At 58.5% G+C, this 19,576-nt stretch carries 21 protein-coding genes; 18 read left to right on the top strand and 3 right to left on the bottom strand.

The genetic code is table 11. The annotated features are described in order from the left end of the window. Nucleotides 1-78: 78 nt before the first annotated feature. The 12 genes from ACESMK_RS07940 (at nt 79) to flhB (ending at nt 9,512) form a co-directional block, all read left to right on the top strand. Nucleotides 79-384, top strand: coding sequence for an STAS domain-containing protein (locus tag ACESMK_RS07940; protein WP_372996989.1), 306 nt, complete (start codon nt 79-81; stop codon nt 382-384). Nucleotides 385-408: 24 nt separating this feature from the next. Further along, nucleotides 409-2,172, top strand: coding sequence for a SpoIIE family protein phosphatase (locus ACESMK_RS07935; protein WP_372996987.1), 1,764 nt, complete (start codon nt 409-411; stop codon nt 2,170-2,172). Nucleotides 2,173-2,201: 29 nt separating this feature from the next. Continuing rightward, the gene (locus tag ACESMK_RS07930; RefSeq protein WP_372996985.1) at nt 2,202-2,549 is read left to right on the top strand and encodes an Hpt domain-containing protein; all 348 of its coding nucleotides are present in this window, start codon (nt 2,202-2,204) and stop codon (nt 2,547-2,549) included. Nucleotides 2,550-2,699: 150 nt separating this feature from the next. Then, nucleotides 2,700-3,878 carry a flagellar hook-length control protein FliK gene (locus ACESMK_RS07925; protein WP_372996983.1) on the top strand — a complete coding sequence of 393 codons (1,179 nt, stop codon included), beginning with the start codon at nt 2,700-2,702 and terminating at the stop codon, nt 3,876-3,878. A 166-nt stretch (nt 3,879-4,044) separates the two neighbouring features. Then, nucleotides 4,045-4,551 carry a flagellar basal body-associated protein FliL gene (fliL, locus tag ACESMK_RS07920; RefSeq protein WP_372996981.1) on the top strand — a complete coding sequence of 169 codons (507 nt, stop codon included), beginning with the start codon at nt 4,045-4,047 and terminating at the stop codon, nt 4,549-4,551. 36 nt (nt 4,552-4,587) lie between these two features. Continuing rightward, entirely contained in the window at nt 4,588-5,586 is a 999-nt protein-coding gene (gene fliM / locus ACESMK_RS07915) for a flagellar motor switch protein FliM (protein ID WP_372996979.1), read from the top strand. Beyond that, complete coding sequence (gene fliN / locus ACESMK_RS07910) at nt 5,579-6,070, top strand: flagellar motor switch protein FliN (protein ID WP_372996977.1); 492 nt, start codon at nt 5,579-5,581, stop codon at nt 6,068-6,070. Before fliM ends, fliN begins: the two co-directional genes overlap by 8 nt. A 1-nt stretch (nt 6,071) precedes the next feature. Then, nucleotides 6,072-6,521 carry a flagellar biosynthetic protein FliO gene (fliO, locus tag ACESMK_RS07905; RefSeq protein ID WP_372996975.1) on the top strand — a complete coding sequence of 150 codons (450 nt, stop codon included), beginning with the start codon at nt 6,072-6,074 and terminating at the stop codon, nt 6,519-6,521. 4 nt (nt 6,522-6,525) lie between these two features. Further along, on the top strand, nt 6,526-7,302 hold the full coding sequence (gene fliP, locus ACESMK_RS07900) for a flagellar type III secretion system pore protein FliP (RefSeq protein WP_372996973.1): 777 nt from the start codon (nt 6,526-6,528) through the stop codon (nt 7,300-7,302). Between the two features lie 8 nt (nt 7,303-7,310). Further along, the gene (gene fliQ, locus ACESMK_RS07895; RefSeq protein WP_372996971.1) at nt 7,311-7,580 is read left to right on the top strand and encodes a flagellar biosynthesis protein FliQ; all 270 of its coding nucleotides are present in this window, start codon (nt 7,311-7,313) and stop codon (nt 7,578-7,580) included. 3 nt (nt 7,581-7,583) lie between these two features. Further along, nucleotides 7,584-8,369, top strand: coding sequence for a flagellar biosynthetic protein FliR (gene fliR, locus ACESMK_RS07890; protein WP_372996969.1), 786 nt, complete (start codon nt 7,584-7,586; stop codon nt 8,367-8,369). 6 nt (nt 8,370-8,375) lie between these two features. Beyond that, nucleotides 8,376-9,512 carry a flagellar biosynthesis protein FlhB gene (gene flhB, locus ACESMK_RS07885; protein ID WP_372996967.1) on the top strand — a complete coding sequence of 379 codons (1,137 nt, stop codon included), beginning with the start codon at nt 8,376-8,378 and terminating at the stop codon, nt 9,510-9,512. A gap of 549 nt (nt 9,513-10,061) precedes the next feature. On the opposite strand, the gene ACESMK_RS07880 is transcribed toward flhB, so the two are convergent. From ACESMK_RS07880 to upp, 3 genes are read right to left on the bottom strand one after another with little or no spacing between them, the layout of a single operon-like run. Then, nucleotides 10,062-10,916, bottom strand: a complete 855-nt coding sequence (locus ACESMK_RS07880) for a class I SAM-dependent methyltransferase (protein ID WP_372996965.1) — start codon at nt 10,914-10,916, stop codon at nt 10,062-10,064. Continuing rightward, nucleotides 10,897-12,153 (bottom strand): uracil-xanthine permease family protein, encoded by a 1,257-nt coding sequence (locus ACESMK_RS07875; protein WP_372996963.1) that lies wholly within the window; start codon nt 12,151-12,153, stop codon nt 10,897-10,899. The genes ACESMK_RS07880 and ACESMK_RS07875 overlap by 20 nt, the downstream gene beginning before the upstream one ends. A 2-nt stretch (nt 12,154-12,155) precedes the next feature. After that, a complete protein-coding gene (gene upp / locus ACESMK_RS07870; RefSeq protein ID WP_372996961.1) occupies nt 12,156-12,794 on the bottom strand; it encodes a uracil phosphoribosyltransferase in 639 nt (212 codons plus the stop codon). Between the two features lie 218 nt (nt 12,795-13,012). Between upp and flhA the strand changes: the two genes are divergently transcribed. From flhA to ACESMK_RS07840, 6 genes are all read left to right on the top strand, one after another. After that, nucleotides 13,013-15,193: a flagellar biosynthesis protein FlhA gene (gene flhA / locus ACESMK_RS07865; RefSeq protein ID WP_372996959.1), complete on the top strand. Its 2,181-nt coding sequence runs from the start codon at nt 13,013-13,015 to the stop codon at nt 15,191-15,193. A 60-nt stretch (nt 15,194-15,253) separates the two neighbouring features. Next, entirely contained in the window at nt 15,254-16,546 is a 1,293-nt protein-coding gene (gene flhF / locus ACESMK_RS07860; protein WP_372996957.1) for a flagellar biosynthesis protein FlhF, read from the top strand. 85 nt (nt 16,547-16,631) lie between these two features. Next, nucleotides 16,632-17,444 carry a MinD/ParA family protein gene (locus tag ACESMK_RS07855; RefSeq protein WP_372996955.1) on the top strand — a complete coding sequence of 271 codons (813 nt, stop codon included), beginning with the start codon at nt 16,632-16,634 and terminating at the stop codon, nt 17,442-17,444. Between the two features lie 32 nt (nt 17,445-17,476). After that, the gene (locus ACESMK_RS07850) at nt 17,477-18,220 is read left to right on the top strand and encodes an RNA polymerase sigma factor FliA (RefSeq protein WP_372996953.1); all 744 of its coding nucleotides are present in this window, start codon (nt 17,477-17,479) and stop codon (nt 18,218-18,220) included. 162 nt (nt 18,221-18,382) lie between these two features. Next, on the top strand, nt 18,383-18,766 hold the full coding sequence (gene cheY, locus ACESMK_RS07845) for a chemotaxis response regulator CheY (protein WP_008173086.1): 384 nt from the start codon (nt 18,383-18,385) through the stop codon (nt 18,764-18,766). A gap of 20 nt (nt 18,767-18,786) precedes the next feature. After that, the gene (locus ACESMK_RS07840; protein ID WP_372996951.1) at nt 18,787-19,572 is read left to right on the top strand and encodes a protein phosphatase CheZ; all 786 of its coding nucleotides are present in this window, start codon (nt 18,787-18,789) and stop codon (nt 19,570-19,572) included. Nucleotides 19,573-19,576: the final 4 nt, after the last annotated feature.

The raw sequence follows: 19,576 nt of genomic DNA, 5'->3' as shown, positions 1-19,576 counted from the left end.
ATTCAGCTATCCTTAACCGGAGAAGGACCGTTAGAAAGGCCGGTTTTACGTGCTCTTGATGCCTTGGGAGGTTTTGGAATGCCGATTCAGACGCGCCGCGATGATGACGGTCAGACCCTTGTTATCAGGATCGAGGGGCGCTTCGATTTCAGCACCCACCAGGCGTTCAGGGATGCCTACGAGCACGGTGATCCGGCCATCCGGAATTACATTGTGGATCTGTCAGATACCACCTACCTGGACAGTTCGGCGTTGGGCATGTTGTTGTTGCTCAGGGATTACGCCGGGGGCGACAGCGCCCGTATTGTGATCGAGAACTGCAATAACGATGTCCGGCGAATCCTTTCCATCTCCAATTTCGAGCAACTGTTCAACATCCGCTGATTCTCGCGGACTGCCGGAGTACACATGGATGATTCCGCTGCAGGACACAGCCCTCTCAGAATACTCATCGCAGACGATTCGGACAGCGACCGCCTGATCCTGAAGACGCTCCTCAAGCGTCTGGGCCATGAGGTTCTGGACGTTTCGAACGGTCTTGATGCGGTTTCGGTGTTTCAGCAGGAAGCGCCGGATCTGGTGCTGCTTGATGCCCTCATGCCAGTCATGGATGGCATGGAGGCGGCCCGGCAGATCAAGTTTCTGGCTGGCGAGCGTCTGGTCCCGCTGATTTTCCTGACCTCCCTCTCCGAGGCCGGTGCCTTGGCCCGTTGCCTGGAGGCGGGAGGCGATGATTTTCTGGGCAAACCCTACAACCGGATTATCATTGAAGCGAAGATCAAGGCCTTCAACCGGATGCGGCTGATGCACCAGACGCTCTCGGATCAGCGGGATCTGATCCGGGAGCGGAACCGGCAACTGACCGAAGAACAGGAAATCGCCAAGCGGGTGTTCGATAACGTTGCCCACTCCGGCTGCCTTGATGCCGACAACATTCGCTACCACGCCTCGCCCCAGTCTATTTTCAATGGCGACGTGCTGTTCGCATCGCCGCGTCCGGCCGGCGGAATGCTGATCTTCATGGGGGATTTCACCGGTCATGGCCTGCCAGCGGCTATCGGCGCCATGCCGGTTGCAGAGATCTTCTATGGCATGGCCAACAAGGGGTTCAACGGCCAGGACGTGTTGCGGGAAATCAACCAGAAACTCAAGCGGATCCTCCCCACTGGAATGTTCTGCTGTGGTGCCATGATTGAGGCGGATTTCAAGCTCAATCAGGTGCAGATATGGAACGGTGGCCTGCCGGATGGCTGGCTGATTCGGCGTTCGGGGGAGCATCGGGTACTGCCGTCACGGCACCTGCCCCTTGGCATCCTGGCGCCCGATCAGTTCAACGCCGAGTTCGAGCGCGTTGGTGCCGCTCCGGGGGACAGGGTCCTGATGATGACCGATGGCTTTCTGGAGTCTGCTGACGGCGCGGGCAATGTGTTTGGCGAGAAGGGCGTCGTGGAAACGCTCGAACGGCTGGCCGACGGTGATCATCCGTTTGATACCATGATGGCGGCCGTTCACCGCTTTACCGGTAACTTTGAAGATGGCGACGACCTGACCCTCTGCTCCCTGGAAATGATGGATGAGGCAGGTTTGGCTACGTTGCCGGACCGCGCAGCACCCTCCGCTCTGGCGGGTCCTGCGGAATGGCGCTGCACCTACGAAATCCGGGAACAGACCCTCGGGGAGTTCAGTCCCCTGCCACTGCTTCTTCACATCTGCATGGAAGTGCCGGGCCTTCGCAGGAAGAGCGGCGAAATCTACACTTTGCTGGCGGAGCTCTATAACAACGCACTGGAACACGGAGTGCTGGAGCTGCCTTCGGAGTGGAAGCACTCACCGGAGGGCTTTGGCCGCTACTATGCTGAGCGCAATCGGCGCCTGGCCAATGTAGAGGGGCATTACATCCGGTTTACACTGCATCATTCCCTGAAACCGGATGGAGGTCGGCTTCGTGTTGTGTGTGAGGACAGTGGTCAGGGGTTTGATTTTCGAAATCATCCCAGTGTGGACCCCGGTCATGCCTCGGCAACGGGCGGGCGATATGCCGGGCGGGGCCTGCTGCTGTTGAAACGCCTGGCTGAGACCATCAGGTTTCATGAGCAGGGCAATCATGTTGAAATTGTCTATGATTGGCAATTTACCCGAACAGCGGAAAATCGAGGACGGTTGGTCCGCTAAACGCTATAAAACGCACCAGGGGGTTGGTCATGAGTGATAAACCACACCTTGACGAGGAAGCACTGGCTGAGCTTCGGGACGTCATGGAAGACGAATTTGAAGTTCTGATACAGACCTATCTCGCGGATTCCAGGGACAGGATCAGGAGTCTGCGCGAGGCCCTGGCGGCAGAGGATGGTGATGCCTTCACCAAGACCGCCCACAGTTTCAAGGGCAGTTGTATCAATATCGGAGCTCCTCGGTTGGGCGTACTGTGCCTGGAGGCTGAAATGGCCGGCAAAGAGTCGCGGCTGGATGAGGCACCGGCATTGCTGGATGCCATCGATGCAGAGTTTCAACAGGTGACCGAGCGGCTGGACGACATGATGGTTCGTTAGCGGCCGGTCCGGACCCTCCACTATGAAGAGCTGGATGCTCTGGCATCACAATTGCTAAGTCTTTCGCAGAGAGTGGATTAACCGCCCATGCACCGGCCAGGTCCGGCAAGGTGAGGGCGCCAATGCGATATAAAGCGGCAAGAGGTTGCCATGGCCCAGATGGTTCTCCCCCAAACCCCCGCGCCCGGGACCCAGAAAGATCCCGGCCCGTCCAAATCCGGATCCAGCCGGGATCCGGCTGATCGAAAAAACGATTTTGAATCGGTCTCCCAGGCGGAGCAGAAGCGACTGGATCGTCAGAAAGCAGACCGAAACGATAGCGCAAAGTCTGCAGATGAAACCCGGTCCGCACGGAGCGAGGCGTCCGATAAAGAAGCTGACGCCACTGCCAGGGCTGGTGAGAAGGCCAGTGCCGCCTCTGGAGCGGATCGCCAGGACCCCGTTGAGGCTGGAGTTGCCGAAGAGGGGGCCGACACGGAAACAACGTTGCTGCCGCTGACCTTTGCCGAGTTGCAGGCCTGGCTGAACCCGCAAACCGGTCGTTCCGGCGAGACGGCCTTGTCCGTTACCGGTCAGCCAACCGGAGCGGGTTCGTCGGCTGTCGGTGCCGGTCAGGTTGCTGCGGGTGCCGGTCTGTTCAGCGGTATCCTGTCGTCTGCGCCCGGGCAGAAATCCCAGACCGCTGGTGGTCTGACTGGCGATGCCACACTGACCGATGCCATGAAGGCATCGGTACTCACGGAGGCCGGCCGCAACCCGGACGCCAGTTCGCTTACTGGCTCTGGCCGATTTCAGTCGGCCATGGACCTGATGTCCCAGCAGGTTGCCAATGGCACCAATAACGCGGCCAAACTGGCAGCCGAGACTGCGGCGCCCCTGCGAGGGTATGCTACATCGATCGACGTGCCGGTGGGGCATGCCGAGTGGGGCGATAAACTGGTGGGTAAGCTCAGCTGGCTGACCGCCCGAAATATGTCGGTTGCGGAAATTCACCTGACGCCGCCGGATATGGGCCCCATGGAAGTCAAGGTGCGGGTCCAGAACGAGCAGGCAAACATCACCGTTCATTCCGCCAATCCGGTGGTGCGGGATCAACTGGAACTTCACTCCCACCGGCTCCGGGATATGCTGGGGGAGCAGGGACTGTCCCTGGCCGGTTTCGACGTATCTGACTCACCCCGTCAGCAGACTGGCGAGCAGGGAGGCGGGGACAGTGACGGCTCCGGCGCAGAGTCCTCGCCGCTGACCGCCGGCGATCAGGACGATGAAGGCGTCAGCTCTGGCAGCCTTGATCTCAGCTGGAAAGGCGAAGTGGACATCTTCGCCTGATAGCTCACCGATATTCTCTTCCAATCTCTTTTGCCCATCCTTCCCGGCAACGCTAAACTGCTGTTCTGAACGGGAAGGTTGGGTGTTCTGGCCCGCCCTTTGCATCCAATCCTGAAAAGTCAAGGAATAACGATTCCTCTGACGGATTTCTGGCAAAGCGAACACTATGGCTGAAAATAACGAATCTGAAGCGGCTCCCGCCAAAAAAGGAAAACTGAAGCTGATCATCATGCTGGTGGTTGTGGTGATCCTGGCAATTGTTCTGTCTGTGGTGGGTACGCTGTGGTTTCTCGGCGGCGGTTTGCCGGGTATGGGGGATGAAGGCGAAGCGACGGAAACCGCCGAGGAGACCTTTGTACCGAGTAGCTACTACCAGATCGAAAAAGCCGTTGTAACGACGGTCCAGGCGGAGGGCCGTCAACGCTATGCCCAGGCCTATCTGGCTCTGGAGTCAACCGATCCGGCGGCGCTGGAAGCCGCCAAATTGCATATGCCACTGATTCGAAGCCAGCTGGTAACGGTCCTCGGTAGCAGTGATTTTAACGAGTTGCAGACGCCCGAGGGGCGGAGCGGACTGGCTGACCGGATGCTGGCAACGGTGAATCAGGTGCTGGAACAGGAAGGTGAGCCCGCCATAAAGCGGGTGTTATTCCGAAATTTTGTCGTGCAATAGGGCACGGGCCAAGGTACTTCAGGGGCAGGACTACGTATGCAGGACTTGTTGTCACAGGATGAAATCGATGCCCTCCTCCACGGCGTGGACGACGGTGACATTGATACCTATGAAGAGACTGACGATACCGGAATAAAGTCCTACGACCTTGCCAGTCAGGACAGGATTGTCCGGGGCCGCATGCCGACCCTGGAAATGATCAACGAACGGTTTGCCCGTTATACCCGGATCAGCCTCTTTAACCTGATGCGTCGCAACGCCGATGTCTCCACCGGCGGCGTTCAGATCATGAAATTCGGCGAGTACATTCACACCCTGTACGTACCCACCAGCCTTAACCTGTGTAAGGTCCGCCCGTTGCGGGGCACCTCCCTGTTTGTTCTGGACGCCAAGCTGGTCTTCAAGCTGGTGGACAACTTCTTTGGTGGAGAGGGGCGCCACGCCAAGATTGAGGGTCGGGAATTCACCCCGACCGAGACCCGCATCGTCCAGATGGTGCTGGATCAGGTATTCCATGACATGAAGGAAGCCTGGCACGCGGTCTTGAAAGTGGATTTCGAGTACCTGAGCTCGGAAGTTAATCCGGCCATGGCCAACATCGTCAGCCCCAGTGAGGTGGTCGTGGTCAGCACCTTCCACATTGAGCTCGATGGCGGCGGCGGGGAACTGCATTTCGCCTTGCCCTATTCCATGATCGAGCCCATCCGGGATGTGCTTGATGCCGGGGTGCAGAGTGATATCGATGATGTGGATGAACGCTGGGTTAATGCCCTGCAGGAAGACATCAAGGAAGTGAACGTACCGATTAACACCACGGTCTGTCGCAGACGGATATCGTTGCGGGACATTGCGAAGATGAAAGCCGGGGACATCATCCCGGTGGAGATTCCGGAACACCTGACCGTTACTGCCAACGGCATCCCCATATACAAGGCCACGCTGGGTACCCGTGACGGAAAACTGGCACTGAGAATTCATGAGCGGGCATCGCTGCCCAAGGTAAAGAAACAACTGAAGGTAGGACGCAATGGCTGACGACGACAAGAAAGACGAGCAGGAACTCAGCGAGGACGAAAAGCTGGCTGCCGAGTGGGAGGCCGCCATGGAAGAGTCCGGTGATGAGGGCGAACGAGAGGACGAATGGGCCGCGGCAATGGCCGAGGCCGGTGAGTCGGGTGAGTCCGGGGATGACGTTCAGACCGCGCCGATGGAAGAATTCGAAACCGGCACGGAACCCGCCCAGGGTGGTGGTCCGGCTCCGGATATCGACGTCATTCTGGACATACCCGTTACTATTTCCATGGAAGTGGGCAACACCCAGATCCCGATTCGCAACCTTCTGCAACTCAATCAGGGCTCGGTGATCGAACTGGATCGTCTGGCGGGCGAGCCATTGGACGTGCTGGTGAACGGTACCCTGATCGCCCACGGGGAGGTGGTCATGGTGAATGAAAAGTTCGGCATCCGCCTGACCGATGTGATCAGCCCGGGCGAACGCATCAAGCGGTTGCAGAAGTAGTATGTGGTCAAAACTGGCCGGTTTGCTGGCCCTGCTCGTTACCAACCCGGTCCTCGCCCAGGAAACGGCAGAGACGGCCGCCTCCGATTCTCCGGTGAAAGCCCCGGATACGCTCGGCACCATTGTCAGCCTGGGGCTGGGTCTGGTTGCCGTTGTTGCCGTGATCTATGGCTGCGCCTGGATCATTCGCCGGATGAACGGCATGACCGGCATGAACAACAACGCCATCAAGGTGGTATCGGTCATGGCCATCGGTGCCCGTGAGCGTATTGCCCTGATTGAGGTGGGTGGCCAGCAGATCCTGTTGGGCATTACGCCATCGGCGATCCGGACCCTGCATGTCTTTGACGAGCCGGTTGTCGAGGCCGGCAGCACCGGCTCCGGTGATTTTGCCCGCCGCCTGCAGGGCATGATCGGCAAATCCTGGACCTCCCCGACAAGGAACGACTAGGCCCATGTTTGCGGCAACCATAAAGCGACTGCTCCCATCCCTGATTGTATTGGCCGGCCTGGCCTGGGCGCCTCTGGCCCTGGCCCAGGAACCGTCCGGTATTCCGGGCATACCGGCGTTTACCGTGACTCCCGGAGAAGGCGAGGGCGCGCAGGAATATTCGGTGACCCTGCAGATCCTGGCGCTGATGACTGCGCTGACTTTCCTGCCGGCCATGCTGATGATGATGACTTCGTTTACCCGCATCATCGTCGTGTTCGCTATCCTGCGTCAGGCTATCGGCCTGCAGTCCACGCCCTCGAACCAGATTCTCCTGGGGCTGGCGCTGTTTCTCAGCATCTTCATCATGAAACCGGTGCTGGAGGAGGCCAACCGGGTGGCGTTGCAACCGTACATGCAGGAAGAGGTGACCTCTCTTGAGGCCGTTGAACTTGCCAGCCAGCCCTTTCGCAAATTCATGCTCGAACAGACCCGGGAAAGCGACCTGGCCCTGTTCATGCGAATTGCGGATGTACAGTATGAGACCCCGCAGGACGTCTCCTTCTGGATACTGATGCCGGCCTTCGTGACCAGTGAGCTCAAAACCGCCTTCCAGATCGGCTTTATCCTGTTTATCCCGTTCCTGATTATCGACATGGTGGTGGCCAGTGTTCTCATGGCCATGGGTATGATGATGCTGTCACCGATCATCATTTCCCTGCCATTCAAGATCATGCTGTTTGTACTGGTAGACGGCTGGGCCCTGATCATGGGCACGCTCGCTGCCAGTTACGGAATATAGGGGGCACCATGACTCCGGAAACCGTTATCGACATCCTGCGCGAAGCCCTGTGGCTGATTGTCCTCCTGGCCTCGATCATCATCGGCCCCGGGCTGGTCATCGGTCTGGTGGTCAGCACCTTCCAGGCCGCCACCCAGATCAACGAGCAGACCCTGAGCTTCCTGCCCCGGTTGTTGGTCACGCTGATCGTCATCATTGTCTGGGGCCCCTGGATGCTGACGCAGCTGCTGGACCACGCAAACCGGCTGTTCGGCAATATTCCTTACCTGATCGGCTGACGGATGATACCGGCGGAAATCAGCGCGGACGTTATCGGCCAATGGGTCGGCCAGCACCTCTGGCCCCTGTTCCGGCTGGCGAGTTTTCTGATGGTCATTCCCATCTTCGGTACCCAGCTGGTCCCGGCGCGGGTGCGCCTGGGCCTGGCCCTGCTGATGACTATCCTTATTGCGCCCATGATCCCGCCGGTGCCGCAGGTTGAGGCTCTCAGCGCCGACGCTGTGGTGATCACCCTCCAGCAGATCCTCATAGGGGTTGGTATGGGCTTCGCGCTCGTTGCGCTCTGGCAATTATTCGTGGTCACCGGCCAGATGATTGCCATGCAGATGGGCCTCGGGTTCGCCTCCATGGTTGATCCCGCCAACGGCGTTAATGTGCCCGTGCTGTCCCAGATCTACACCATCACCATCACGCTTCTGTTCCTGGCCATGAACGGACACCTTGTCGCCTTCGAGGTCTTTATCGAAAGCTTCCGGACCCTGCCCATCGGGATGGAGGGCCTGGGCCAGACCGGCGTCTGGGAGCTGGCCCACAGGATCAGCTGGATGTTCGCCTCCGCCATGCTCCTGGCCCTACCGGCGGTTACCGCGGTTCTCATTGTTAACATCTCCTTCGGCGTCATGACCCGTGCCGCGCCCCAGATGAACATCTTCGCCCTGGGTTTCCCGATTGGCCTGATTTTTGGATTGTTTGCCATATGGGTGCTGCACGCCAATTTTCTGCCGCACTTCGATCAGTACACCCGAGAAACCTTTGATTTCATGCGGGGATTACAGGGGCAGCCGTAACGACTCATGGCCGAAGAAAACGACAACAGTCAGGAAAAAACGGAAGAGGCCACCCCCCGAAGGCTGGAAAAAGCCAAGGAGGACGGCCAGACCGCCCGTTCCAAAGAGCTGGCCACCATGGCCGTGCTGCTGGCTGGCGCCGGCGGCATGCTGATGTTTGGCGCAAGCCTGGGCGCGTCGCTCGAAGCCATCATGCGCGATAGCTTCGTGATCGAACGCTCCGCCATCTTCGACATGCGCCATATGAGCGTTCAGCTCATCGAGTCTGCCAAAGAGGCGGCCTGGGCTCTCTCGCCGATCCTCCTCATGCTGTTGATAGCCGCCATCTTCGGCTCCATCGGCATCGGTGGCCTGCTGATCAGCGGCAAAGCCGTGGCGCCCAAACTCAACCGTATGGACCCTATCAAGGGCCTCGGTCGCATGTTCTCCCTGCGCTCCCTGATTGAACTGGTCAAGGCCATCGCCAAAGTTGGCCTGGTCATGGCTGTCGCCATTCTCATCCTTGATCTGCGTACGGAAGACCTATTGGCCATCGCCGAAGAGCCAGTGGTGCCGGCTATGGAGCACGTCCTGTGGACCATTGCCTGGAGTTTCTTCTTCCTGGCCAGTGCCACGATCATCATTGCGATGATCGACGTGCCTTTCCAGATCTATGATCATCAGAAAAAACTGCGCATGACCAAGCAGGAAGTAAAAGACGAATACAAGGACACCGAGGGCAAGCCGGAGGTTAAAGGGAAAATCCGCCAGCTCCAGCGCGAAATGGCCCAGCGTCGGATGATGCAGGATGTGCCCACGGCAGATGTGGTGATCACCAACCCGACCCATTATGCGGTAGCCCTGAAATACGATCAGAAGGCGATGGCGGCGCCGGTTGTGGTGGCCAAGGGGGCCGATGAGATTGCCTTCAAGATCATGGAAATTGCCCGTGAGAACAAAGTCGAGATCCTGAGAACGCCGCCGCTGACCCGGGCGGTGTACCACAACACCGACATCGGCGAGGAGATTCCCGATGGCCTGTACATGGCCATTGCCCAGGTGCTCGCCTACGTATTCCAGCTCCGGCAGTTCCGCAAGGGGCGTGGGCCCAAACCGGGCATGCCTGATTTCCCCATTCCCTCTGATTTGCGGCGCGACGTCTAGATTGGAGTTGGGTTCCTTTTGGTAGCCTGCGGGTTTGGGAGTTAGCGCGGTTGTGGGTGGCCTTTTCAGGACACGCTACGAGCACATCCATGTGCGCTTGACTGTGGCCATCCATGGCCACAGACAGTCCTGAAAAGGCCACCCACAACCGCTTTTCAAACCCATCGATATCGCTGAAAAATACCAATGTTGACCGTAGGTCGGATTAGGCAAAGCCGTAATCCGACAATGCAGGTCTGGCTCTGATCCCATTTGTTGGATTACGGCTTCGCCTAATCCAACCTACGTGGTTTTGGCGGACTCCCGTCAGGTTTGCGAGGTTCGTGGGGCTGCCTCCCAAAAATGTCGGCGACCAGGGATGGCCGACGCCAAGCGCACATGGGTGAGGCCGAGCGATTATGAAGCGCAGCTTCATGCGACAGCCGAACGACAGCAATCTGTGATTGCTGGCTGGACCCCGAAGGGGTGCTCGTAGCGGTTTTTGGGAGGCAGCCCCACGAACCTCTTTCCCCTGAACCTGCAGGCCAGGGCAGGAGTCGACTGGCTAGATCAGCAACCAGCTTCAATAACCCGAACCATCGGCTCGCCGCGGCTTTCGGGAATCGGCAAGATTCCATACCAGGACCTCGGGTCATGCACAGTGGCCGAGGCGAATCCACAGGACAGGAAATGCTCCCGTGCCTGCTCGTCGGTCTGGAAATGGAAAGATACCTGGCTGCGAGTAACAGCCCCAAGGACGCCACCAAGTGCTTTTAGGGTAGTGTTCAGCAATGGCTGGCGGGGCTGATAGTAACTTTCGGACAGGTAAACCGAACCCGGGCGTTTGGTCATGGCCGCGGCCAGTCGGCGCCAGAACTCGGTGATGGTCTCCAATGAGAAGTAGCTGGTGAGGCCTTCGGTCACGATGATCACGGGCTCGTTGTTTTCGAATACGCGGTCGATCACTTTTTCCAGTTGATACTCGCCGTAGTCCGCGAGGATATCGATAGGCGTGACCTGATGGTGGTCGCCCAGTCGCCCCGTGGCCATCAGGCGGAGCGCTTTGCGAGCCGCCATGTCGGGCAGGTCGGCTTCGACCATGTGGAGCAGGGGGTGTTTCTGGCGTAAGCGGATCCCCCGGGGCGACATGCCGCAGGCGATTTCCAGCACCTGGGTGATGCCTCTGTTGCGGATTGCCTGGTCGATAAGGTGGTCGATGATCAGGTGGCGTTGCAGGAGGAAGGTGCGGATGTTACCACCGATGGCCGCTTTGCTGGCGGCCTCGAAGGGGGTCATCAGGCGGTAGAGCCAGCGGCCTTTTTCCGTGGCGAGGGTATCGTCGGAAAGCCCGTACCGGTGCCAGACGGCACCGGTATACAGGGCAGTGAAGCTGATGCCGGAACTGTCAGTCGGCTTTCTGCTCATAAATGGCTTTACCCCAGGCCTCGTGGCTGCCCGGGAGCACCAGGTTCAGGATAATGGCCGCGACCGCGCACAACGCGATGCCTTCCAGGTGCCCGAGCACCATGCCGCCAATACCGAATACCAGGGTGACACCCACGATAACCAGATTGCGAGACTGTGACAGATCCACCTGATGGCGGATCAGTGTGTTGAGGCCGACCACGGCGATGGAGCCGAACAGCAGGCACAGGATGCCGCCCATGACGGGTACCGGGATGGTTTGCAGAGCCGCACCGAACTTGCCAACAAAAGCCAGAACGATGGCAATGCAGGCCGCCCACCACATGACCTTCGGGTTGAAGTTCTTGGTCAGCATCACGGCGCCAGTGACTTCCGAGTAAGTGGTGTTGGGTGGCCCGCCAAGCAGGGAGGCGGCGCTGGTGGCCAGGCCGTCACCCAGAAGGGTGCGGTGCAGGCCGGGTTTTTCCAGGTAGTTCTTGCGGGTGACGTTACCGATGGCCAGTACGTCGCCGATGTGTTCGATGGCCGGCGCAATGGCCACCGGAATCATGAACAGAACAGCGCCCCAGCTGAACGCCGGTGCGACAAAATTGGGAACGGCGAACCAGGCCGCTTCCTGAATCGGTGTGGTATCCACGATGCCGGCGAAGGCGGACAGGATGTAGCCGGTGATGACACCGAACATGATCGGAATGAGCCTGAAAATGCCTTTGGCCCAGACCGACATGATGATGGTCACGCCCAGGGAGATCATCGCAATCCAGATGGCGGTGTCATAGGGAACCAGTTGGTTGGCGCCATCACCGGTGCGGCCCGAGGCCATGTGAACCGCAACCGGTGCCAGGCCCAGGCCGATGGTCATGATCACTGGGCCGATGACGACCGGCGGCAGCAGGCGACGGACAAAACCGGTCCCCCGCAGGCGTACCAGTCCGCTCAGGAAAATGTAGAGAATACCCGCCGCCATCAGGCCGCCGAGGGTTTCCTCCATGCCAAACCGGCCTTTTGAAGCAATCACCGGTGCAATGAAGGCAAAAGAGGAAGCCAGGAAAATCGGGATCTGCCCGCCGGTCACCACGTGGAAGATCAGCGTGCCGAGGCCGGCGGTAAACAGGGCCACGTTGGGATCCAGCCCGGTAATCAGGGGCATCAGAACCAGCGCGCCGAAGGCCACCAGCAGCATCTGGGAACCGGCTATTGCCTGTTTCCAGACCGGGTCGTTGGTATGGTCCTGCATGCTTAAACGTCCTTCTGCTTGGTGCCGAAGATCTTGTCGCCGGCATCGCCGAGACCCGGAAGGATATAGCCTTTTTCGTTCAGGCGCTCGTCAACAGAAGCCGTATAGATAGATACATCCGGATGTTTCTCCAGCACCTTTTCAACACCCTCAGGTGCTGCGACCAGAACCAGTGCCCGGATCTCGGTGCTGCCTGCTTTTTTCAGCAGGTCGATGGTGGAGATCATGGAGCCGCCGGTGGCCAGCATCGGATCGACAATCATGGCCATGCGCTGGTCCAGCTCTCCCACCAGTTTTTCCAGGTAGGTGCTGGCCTCCAGGGTCTCCTCGTTGCGAATCTGACCGACAACGCTTACCCGGGCGACGGGAATCAGACTGAGGACACCGTCCAGCATGCCAAGGCCGGCACGCAGAATCGGAACAATGGTGACTTTCTTGCCGTGAATTTGTTCCACGTTAACCGGTCCGGCCCAGCCTTCGATGGTCTTTTCCTGAAGATTGAAGTCCTTGGTGGCCTCGTAGGTCAGAAGTGCACCAACTTCCTGTGCCAGCTCCCGAAAATTCTTTGTGCTGATATCCGCACGGCGCATGATGCCGAGCTTGTGGCGGATCAGAGGGTGTTTTACCTCGTGGATTGGCATGGGGTCACCTGTGTGTCTGGTTGGGTTTCTAATGTTGCGATCAAATGGCGCAAGGATACCGCATCTGGCAAGGGGAGTCAGGCCGCAAATGGCCGGTTCAGGGAAATCCCCTAAGGGCTGGTACGGATCTTGCGATAACCCTTCCAGACGACGCTCCGGTGTCAGATTTTCGACCTTCAAAACGCCTGCAGGCACGGCCAATCGGAGAAGTATCCGGCATGGACAGAGCATTAGTCCTCAATAACGTCAAAACCCTGACGCGGGGAAATCTGGGCATTCCCATCATGTTGATGGGGCTGTTGGGCATGATGATCCTGCCCATGCCAGCGTTCCTGCTGGACGTGTTCTTTACTTTCAACATTACCCTGTCGATCGTGATTCTGCTGGTGTGCGTCTACGCCCTCCGGCCCATGGAGTTCGCGTCTTTCCCAACCGTTCTGCTGGTCGCCACGTTGCTGCGGCTTGCCCTGAACGTGGCTTCCACACGGATTGTTCTGTTGAATGGCCACGAGGGTGGTGACGCCGCCGGTAAGGTTATTGAGTCCTTCGGGGCGGTTCTGATCGGCGGCAACTACGCCGTGGGTCTGGTGGTGTTCGCGATCCTGATGATCATCAACTTCCTGGTGGTGACCAAGGGTGCCGGACGGGTATCCGAGGTAAGCGCCCGCTTTACCCTCGATGCCATGCCGGGTAAGCAGATGGCGATTGATGCCGACCTGAACGCTGGTCTGATTAACCAGGACGAGGCCAAGCACCGCCGTGCCGAGATCGCCCAGGAAGCCGACTTCTACGGTTCCATGGACGGTGCATCCAAGTTCGTAAAGGGCGACGCCATTGCCGGCCTGCTGATCCTCGCCATCAACATCATCGGCGGCATCGCCATTGGTATGCTCCAGCACGGTCTGGATTTCGGGCTGGCGATGGAGCGCTATGCGCTGCTGACCATTGGTGACGGCCTGGTGGCGCAGATTCCCTCGCTCCTGCTTTCCACATCCGCCGCTATTATGGTTACCCGGGTAACCTCCAGCCAGGACATGGGCGGACAGATCCTCCAGCAGATGTTCAGTGCGCCCAAAGCCCTGTCCATTGCCGCCGCCATCCTGATTATTCTCGGTCTCATTCCTGGCATGCCCCACGTTGCCTTTCTGGGGCTGGGTGCCATGGCGGCCGGTGCGGCCTGGTATATCTGGAAACATCAACGTCAGACGGTCGAAGAAGAGGGCGTCTTTCCTGGCAGGGGCAGTGCTGGCGGTGCGCCGCGTCCCGCGGGGCGGGACCTTCCGCCGGGCGGCGACGCCGGCGGCGATCAGGGTCGTCAGCTACCGGCACCCGGAGAGACCAAAGAGCTCGGCTGGGACGATGTATCCACTGTCGATATCGTTGGTCTGGAGGTTGGCTATCGGCTGATTCCGTTGGTGGACAAATCCCAGGGAGGCCAGTTGCTCAGCCGCATCAAGGGCGTTCGTAAGAAGCTGTCCCAGGATCTCGGTTTCCTGATGCCCTCGGTCCATATTCGCGACAACCTCGATTTGATGCCCAATGTGTACCGCATCACCCTGATGGGCGTGACCATCGCCGAGGCGGAAATCCATCCGGACCGCGAACTGGCTATCGATCCGGGCCAGGTATTCGGAAAAGTGGAAGGCATTGAAGGCAAGGATCCGGCGTTTGGTCTGGACGCCTGCTGGATTGAGCCGGACAAAAAGGATCAGGCCCAGACCCTTGGGTATACCGTGGTTGATGCCAGCACGGTCGTTGCCACCCATCTGAATCAGGTGTTGCAGAAACACGCCCATGAACTGCTGGGCCACGAGGAAGTCCAGAAGTGGCTCGATCAGCTGGAGAAGATTTCCCCGAAACTGGCCGAGGAGCTGGTGCCAACCACGGTTTCCATCAGTCTGCTGCTGAAGGTGCTGCAGAACCTCCTGAAAGAAGAGGTGCCGATCCGGGACATGCGGTCTATTGCCGAGGCCATCGTGAACGTGCATCCGAAGAGTCAGGATCCGAAATTGCTGACCACGGTCGCCCGCCAGTCCCTGCGTCGGATGATCGTCCAGAGTATCTGCGGCAACGAATCGGAGATACCGGTGATCACCCTGGACCCGGATCTGGAACAGTTATTGCTAAAGTCAGTTCAGCAGAGTCAACAATCCGGCGGTCAGGAAGATATTGGCCTGGTTCTGGAGCCAAACATGGTTGAAAAGCTCCAGCGCTCCCTTCAGGAGAGCGTCCAGCGCCAGGAGATGCTCGGCAAACCGGCCATTTTGCTGGTGTCCGGGCCACTGAGGCCGGTTCTGGCGAAGTTTGCCAGCTACGGGGTAGAGCGGCTGCACGTGCTCTCATACCAGGAAATCCCGGATAACAAACAGATTACGATCGTGGCGTCCGTTGGCCAGTAACGGCGCGGATGACAGAGCGGACAGCGCCGGCACGGCGTTGCCGGTGGAGGATGAGGCATCATGAAAGTAAAACGGTTTTTTGCTCAGACCATGGCCGAGGCGCTGAAACAGGTCAGTGAACAGATGGGGCCGGACGCCGTAATTCTTTCCAACCGTCGTGTGGATGGTGGCGTCGAAATTGTGACGGCGCTGGACTACGACGAAAACATGGCGCGTCAGCGACTGGGTAACCAGGCCGAGGAAGCCACCAACGGATCCCGTCTTGCGGAGATGCAGGCAGACCAGCATCGTCGTCTGGAAGACGAGTTGAATCGGTCCCGGGATCGCATTCGAGAGGTTCGGGAAAAGCGGGTTTCCCAGGGTGCCGGATACGCCGGAGCGTCGTTCGCAGAGGTACAGGAATCGGTGAGTGTCGGCTTTGACGAACCCGAGCCAGTGCCCCGGGCACCGCGGCAAGCCTACTCCGATGAGCTTGCCCAGATGCGCGCAGAGATCAGTTCCCTGCGCGACATGATGCAGGTCGGCCGGCAGGAGCCGGAGGTTTCGGCAACATCGGCGGTTCAGCAGAGACTGGCCGAGCGCTTGCAGGAGTTCGGTCTCGGCAGCGATCTGGCCGGTTCAATTTCCCGTCGCCACAAGGCCGGGCGTCTGGAGGATGGCTGGAAGCAGTCCCTCAAGATGTTGTGCGCCGGCGTCCGGACATCTCGAATGGAATGGCTGGATGAGGGGGGTGCCTACGCCCTGGTTGGACCGACCGGTTCCGGTAAAACCACGACCATCGGCAAACTGGCAGCGCGCTATGTGCTCAAGCATGGCTCCGACTCCGTGGCACTGGTCACCACTGACCGTTATCGTGTGGCTGCCCATGAGCAGTTGTTTGTGTTTGGTCGTATCCTGAACGTGCCTGTTCGGGTGGTGGATGAAAGTCACAGTCTGGATGATATTCTGGATGAGTTGTCAGACCGGCATCTGGTGCTGATTGATACCGCCGGCTTGACCAGCGCGGATAAAGGCTATCAGGAACAGCTGGCCGAACTGGCGCGCAGCCATCACAATATCAAAACGCACCTGGTGGTCTCGGCAACCAGTCAGCCGCGCATCATGAAATCCGTCTGGCATTGCTATAAGATGGCAAATCTTGCGGGCTGTGTGATGACCAAGATCGATGAGGCCCTGACACTGGGTGAGTCTCTCGGCTTTGTGATGGAAACCGGGCTGCCGGTAGCCTATTACACAGACGGGCAAAAGATTCCTGAAGACCTGCACCACGCAGAAGCGGTTCCGCTGGTGCGGCTGGCCGTGGACCGGCTTAAAACACTCCAGCAACAACAGGCGGTCGCAGAAGGTGCCTGAGCGAGCAGGCCCGGGACTGGACAGATTGACAGTGAGCGTCTTCATAAAAGCACCCGGCTAAACGTGGCGAGAGACAAAAAACAGTATGAGCAAAGCACATCCGGTACAGGTGATTGCAGTTTCCGGCGGCAAAGGTGGAGTCGGCAAAAGTAACGTGTCGGTGAACCTCGGAATTGCCCTGGCGCAGAAAGGCCGGAGAGTGGTGCTCCTTGACGCCGATCTGGGTCTCGCCAATATCGACGTTTTGCTCGGTATTACGGCTAACCGGAACCTCCAGGACGTCCTGGCGGGTGACTGCGATCTCAAGGATGTGCTGGTCAATGGCCCCGGTGGTATCAAGATCGTTCCTGCCTCCTCCGGTACCCAGAGAATGACGCAGCTCAGCGCCATGGAACACGCCGGGTTGATTAACGCGTTCAGCGAACTGGGCGATCAGATCGATGTACTGATCGTGGATACGGCCGCCGGAATCTCCGAATCGGTGGTCAGCTTTCTGAGAGCCTCTCAGGAACTGTTGCTGGTAGTGTGTGACGAGCCGACGTCTATTACCGACTGTTACGCCCTGATCAAACTCATGAACCGGGACTACGGTACCAACCGCTTCCGGATTCTTGCCAATCAGGTACGAAACGAGCAGGAAGGCCGGCATCTGTTCGAAAAACTGACCCGGGTCACCGAGCGCTTCCTTGATGTCGCACTACAATACGTAGGGATAGTGCCTTACGATGAGGCTGTGAAGAAAGCGGTTCAGCGGCAGCGCGCGGTGCTGGACGCCTATCCCAGGGCGAAAGCCTCCCTGGCGATCAAGGCGCTGGCCGACAAGGTTGATAGCTGGCCACTGCCGTCCTCTCCCCGCGGGCATCTGGAATTTTTTGTGGAGCGGCTCGTCGAAGTCTGAATCGGATCCAGTCAAACAAAAAAACCGGATACATGACATTGGCGAAAAATCTCGGAATCTATAACCAGTCGAGCGCGCAGAAACCGTCTCAGCTCGTTGAGCAGCATGCGCCGCTGGTCAAGAAAATTGCCCTTCACCTGATGGCCCGGCTGCCGGCTTCCGTTCAGCTCGAAGATCTGATGCAGGCTGGCATGATTGGCTTGCTTGAGGCCGCCCAGCGCTACAGCTCCACCAAAGGTGCCACCTTCGAGACCTATGCGGGTATCCGGATCCGCGGTGCCATGGTGGACGAGATCCGCAAGGGTGACTGGGTTCCCCGTTCCGTCCATCGCAACGCCCGCCGTATTTCCCAGGCCATCAAGGCCGTCGAAGACCGTCTCGGCCGAGAAGCCCAGGATCTGGAAGTGGCGGAAGAGCTGGGTATGGGGCTGGCCGAGTATCACTCTTACCTTTCCGATTCCAACAGTGGCCGACTTTTTAGCCTTGATGAGCTCAATGAATCCGGAGAGCTGCCGATAGAACATACAGAGACGCAGGATAATCCCCTGGAGGGACTGTCCTCGGATGCTTTCCGGCGCAGCCTTGCCGAAGCGATAGAGGACTTGCCGGAGCGGGAGAAGCTGGTGTTGAGCCTGTATTACCAGGAGGAGCTGAACCTCAAGGAAATTGGCGCGGTGCTTGGCGTCAGTGAAAGCCGGGTCAGTCAGATCCATAGTCAGGCTGCCCTGCGCCTTCGCGGACGGCTGGCAGACTGGCGCCAGGAATCGGACAGCTGAGCGCTTCCAGTGTGTGTCCGCGAAGGGGCAGTCTGTAGTTTTTGGTAACCAATGCTTTACAACCGAAGCAAAGGTCCGACAATAAGCGCTTAAACCAGCGGCCTGCTAGACTTCGAGCAGAAAGGTCAAACGAATTCCGGGTGTTACTAACTGGAGGTCCCATTGGACAAAAACATGAAAATCCTGATTGTGGATGACTTCTCCACAATGCGACGGATCATCAAGAACCTGCTGCGTGATCTGGGCTTCACCAACACCGATGAAGCGGATGATGGCAACACAGCGCTGCCGATGCTCAAAAGCGGTAAGTACGATTTTCTGGTCACAGACTGGAACATGCCGGGAATGTCCGGTTTCGATCTGCTCAAGGCGGTACGGGCCGATGAAAACCTGAAAACCCTCCCGGTTTTGATGGTCACGGCCGAAGCCAAGCGGGACCAGATTGTTGCCGCTGCCCAGGCGGGCGTGAACGGTTATGTGGTCAAGCCGTTCACCGCCGCGGTGCTCAAGGAAAAGATTGAGAAAATCTTTGAAAGAATCCAGTAACCAGAGGTCGGATGGCTCTCATGAGCGATAGCAAAAAGAACCATCGGGGCCTTGAGCCGGAGGTGACGGAAAAGCTCCATCGGCAGGCAACTGAACTGGCAGAGAGCGTCAATGCCGGTGAATATGCCAAAGCCATGACCCTGATCAATGAACTCAGCGAGGTCAGGGATCAAAGTCTGTATCGCGAGGTAGGGCGATTGACCCGGAGCCTGCACGAAGCGATCCGGAACTTCCAGATTGACCCCCGTAATGCAGAACAGCAGGAAGCGCTGTCAAAGATGACAGATGCCTCTGATCGCCTCGAATACGTGGTGCAGATGACCGGTGAGGCAGCCAACCGGACGATGGATCTGGTTGAGGAAACCATGCCCGTCGCCAATGCCATGAGGGATGAAGCCGCCGCGTTGCGGGATGAGTGGCAGCGCTTGCGCCGAAGGGAAATGCAGCCGGCCGAGTTTCGCGAGCTGTATGGTCGGATTGACCGTTATTTCACCAGCACGGCAACCGACGCCGATACCATGTACAACAATCTGTCGGAAATCCTGCTGGCTCAGGATTTCCAGGATCTGACGGGGCAGGTTATCCAGAAGGTCACCACCCTGGTGAAAGAGGTTGAGGAGCAGATGCTCAGCCTGGTGGTGATGGCCAGTCATGTGGACCAGCTCACGGGCACGGTGCACCAGATTGAAGATAAGGAAGAATCTGCGGAGAAGGGCGTCGGGCCCCAGATCAAGGCCGATGAGCGTGAAGATGTAGTCTCGGGACAGGATGACGTTGACGACCTGTTGTCCAGTCTCGGTTTCTGAATAA

It is taken from the genome of Marinobacter sp., assembly GCF_041687235.1.
Lineage (GTDB): Bacteria > Pseudomonadota > Gammaproteobacteria > Pseudomonadales > Oleiphilaceae > Marinobacter.
The sequence above is the reverse complement of the archived record's forward strand: the minus strand, read 5'-3'. Positions and strand labels throughout refer to the sequence as shown.